This window comes from Thermogemmatispora sp., from assembly GCF_019683755.1.
GTDB lineage: Bacteria > Chloroflexota > Ktedonobacteria > Ktedonobacterales > Ktedonobacteraceae > Thermogemmatispora.
The window spans coordinates 1-2,779 of sequence record NZ_JADGHT010000479.1; the positions used below are offsets into that span (position 1 = coordinate 1).

Genomic DNA, 2,779 nt, shown 5'->3' on the forward strand with positions numbered 1-2,779 from the left:
TGCCTGATCCCGTCGCCACCCTGGAAGCCACGCGCCAGCTCGTCAAAGAGGGCTTCGAGGTCCTGCCCTACATCAACGCCGACCCCGTCCTGGCCCGGCTCCTGCAGGATGCCGGCGCCGTCACCGTCATGCCCCTCGGCTCACCCATCGGCTCCGGTCAGGGGCTGCTCAACCTGCCGCAGATCCAGATCATCATCGAGCAGGCGCGTGTCCCCGTCATTGTCGACGCCGGCATCGGCGCCCCTTCGGATGCTGCCCTGGCGATGGAACTGGGGGCTGCCGCCTGCCTGATCAATACCGCCGTCGCCCAGGCCGGCAACCCTGTGCTGATGGCGCGCGCCATGAAACTGGCCATCGAAGCCGGGCGGGCCGCCTTCCTGGCCGGACGCATCCCGCGCCGTCCCCAGGCCGTGGCCAGCAGCCCCCTGACTGGCCTGGTCGGCAGCCCATCCTGAGCGAGCCAACGAGTGAGAACGGTGTATGCCGGAAGAGAGTGCATCAGTCGCCGGAGGAGAGCGAACAGCGGGTCTGCCCCTGGGTGAGAGGCCGCTGCTCTGCCTGGTCACCGATGAGCGACATCCGGCCCTGGTCGAGGTCGCGCGCCAGGCCCTGGAGGCGGGGATCGATCTCCTCCAGCTACGCGGTCCGGGGCTGTCAGCGGCCCGGCTCTACGAGCTGGCGACCATTCTGGGGCCGCTGGCGCGCCAGCACGGTGCCCGCCTGATCATTAACGACCGCCTCGATGTGGCCCTGGCTGTCGGCGCCGACGGCGTCCAGCTCGGCAGGCGCTCGCTGCCGCTGGTCGTCGTCCGCTCCCTGTGCCAGCGCTGGGGGCAATCCTTGCTGCTCGGGGCCTCCGTCCACTCGCTGGCCGAAGCGGAAGAGGCGGTTGCCTCCGGCGCCGATTATCTGCTGGCTGGCACCATCTTCCCCTCACCCTCTCATCCCGGCCAGGCCGGCGCTGGCCCCACGCTGCTGCGACAACTGCGCGACCGCTGGCCTCGGCTGCCGCTGCTGGCCATCGGCGGTCTCAGCGCCGCCAATGCCGCCCAGGCCATTGCCGCTGGAGCCGACGGCATCGCCGTCATCTCGGCCATCTACGGTGCCGCCTCTGTGGCCCAGGCCGTGGATGCGCTACGCCAGGCTCTGGCCGCTGGCAGCCGGGCCCGCTGGCAGCCAGGCCCGCCGACGGCATCCCATAACAGTCCGGCAACCTGAAAGCCAGCCACAGAAAAGTGTAAGCAAACAAACAAGCAAGCAAGCAAGAAAGGAGGGGACATATAGACCAATGGCAGAAGATGCAGCATCCCAGGTGGAACTGATGACCATCGTCGCGAACGGCCAGCCCTGGCATGTCCCGCGCGAGAGCACCATCGCCGACTTTCTGGGGCAGCTCGCCCTGACGCCGGGCCGCGTTGTGGCCATGCTCGACGGTGTCATTGTGCCGCGCGAGCGCTTCGCCGAAACGCGCCTGCACGAGGGCTGTCGCCTGGAGCTGGTCACGATGGTCGGCGGTGGCTGAGTGGCTAAGCCCTGCCTCCCTCTGAGGTGGGGCCGCCCTTGATTGGCAGCTTACCTGCTATCGTTGGCCGAAGATGCCTCACGTGCCTCTGAAGCTTACGTAAACGGCTGTGATAGTCTGGTGCAGATCATGAGCAGGGTGCCACTTCTCTGGCCAGCGGCAGCCTTTTGCTGGCTTCTCTCCAGGCTTGGGGCGGGTCAGCCTCTCTACGATGTCATTGCCAGGAATCGTCACTTCGTTCCCGTCGGTCAGTGTGATCTCACCTGTCGAGAAGCTCAGAAAACTGGATTCGCTGGCAAGGAGGAAGTGTAGAATGGAACCCGTGAAATTCAATCTCACATCGATGAGGCTTTGGCTGCTCGTGATGGGGGTAGTCTATCCTCTCGGGATGCTGATACTGACTGGCTATCTATCCAGCGGCCCTCTGGCTCTGGGGCCAGCTCTCGCGGCCCTGGCCCTCACCTGGATCCTCTTCATCACGATGTGGGATAGGCTCAGTCTCTACCTTCAGTACGCCTGGCTGCTGGCTTTGCTCGCTCTCCTGCTCTTCAAACAGGACTGGCTGGCCATCGCGCTCGTCGTGGGGGCCTGGCTGCTGCTCGAGTGGAGGGTTCGCCGCAACGTTGGGCAGCCGGGCCTTGACCTGGCCTCGCCCTGTCCACGACGTCTCTTCGTTGGGCAGGGCGGCCACTCCCGCCTGGTCAACTACCACGGATTAAAAGCTCCCACCCAGGCCTATGCCCTCGATCTCACCGTGATCGATGCCCTGGGCCGCAGAACGTCCGGCTTCAGCCTCTTTCCCCGCCCGCTGACGGCCTACCACAGCTTTGGGCAGCCGGTGCTATCACCCATCGACGGCATCGTCCTCAACTGCGAAAACCGTCTACCCGATCAGCCCATCGGCAGCACAGACCCTCAGCGTCCCCTCGGTAACTACGTCCTCATGCGCAGCGCTGCCAGGCCCGAGGTGCACCTGCTCGTGGCCCACCTGCAGCAAGGCAGCGTCGCTGTCCGGCCCGGGCAAGAGGTCCGTGTCGGTGACTACCTGGGACGTATCGGCAACTCCGGCAACACCAGCGAGCCCCACATTCACCTGCACGCCGAGCGCGCCATCAACGGCCAATGGCAAGCCGTTCCCATCACCATCAACGGGAAGCGACTGCGACGCAACTCCATCATCCCGGGTCGTCCCGCTCCCCTTTTCCCCGCCTGACGCTCCTTCTTCGTCCCCCTACCTGAAATAGAGAACCGTAGCAG

The 2,779-nt window shown here is 65.6% G+C and carries 3 protein-coding genes and 1 pseudogene; all 4 read left to right on the forward strand.

Annotation, left to right across the window (positions count from 1 at the left end; translation table 11 throughout):
* A pseudogene (locus IRZ24_RS19015) lies at positions 1-455 on the forward strand (thiazole synthase); the annotation flags it as partial.
* A 25-nt stretch (positions 456-480) separates the two neighbouring features.
* Positions 481-1,218 carry a thiamine phosphate synthase gene (thiE, locus tag IRZ24_RS19020; protein ID WP_297167917.1) on the forward strand — a complete coding sequence of 246 codons (738 nt, stop codon included), beginning with the start codon at positions 481-483 and terminating at the stop codon, positions 1,216-1,218.
* Positions 1,219-1,288: 70 nt separating this feature from the next.
* Positions 1,289-1,522: a sulfur carrier protein ThiS gene (gene thiS, locus IRZ24_RS19025; protein WP_287267928.1), complete on the forward strand. Its 234-nt coding sequence runs from the start codon at positions 1,289-1,291 to the stop codon at positions 1,520-1,522.
* A 313-nt stretch (positions 1,523-1,835) separates the two neighbouring features.
* Entirely contained in the window at positions 1,836-2,735 is a 900-nt protein-coding gene (locus IRZ24_RS19030; protein ID WP_297167923.1) for a M23 family metallopeptidase, read from the forward strand.
* Positions 2,736-2,779: the final 44 nt, after the last annotated feature.

What these genes read in the sequence shown, in the direction of transcription:
- thiE (WP_297167917.1), top strand. Translation starts at nt 481, where the DNA reads ATGCCGGAAGAGAGTGCATCAGTCGCCGGAGGAGAGCGAACAGCGGGT.
- thiS (WP_287267928.1), top strand. Translation starts at nt 1,289, where the DNA reads ATGGCAGAAGATGCAGCATCCCAGGTGGAACTGATGACCATCGTCGCG.
- IRZ24_RS19030 (WP_297167923.1), top strand. Translation starts at nt 1,836, where the DNA reads ATGGAACCCGTGAAATTCAATCTCACATCGATGAGGCTTTGGCTGCTC.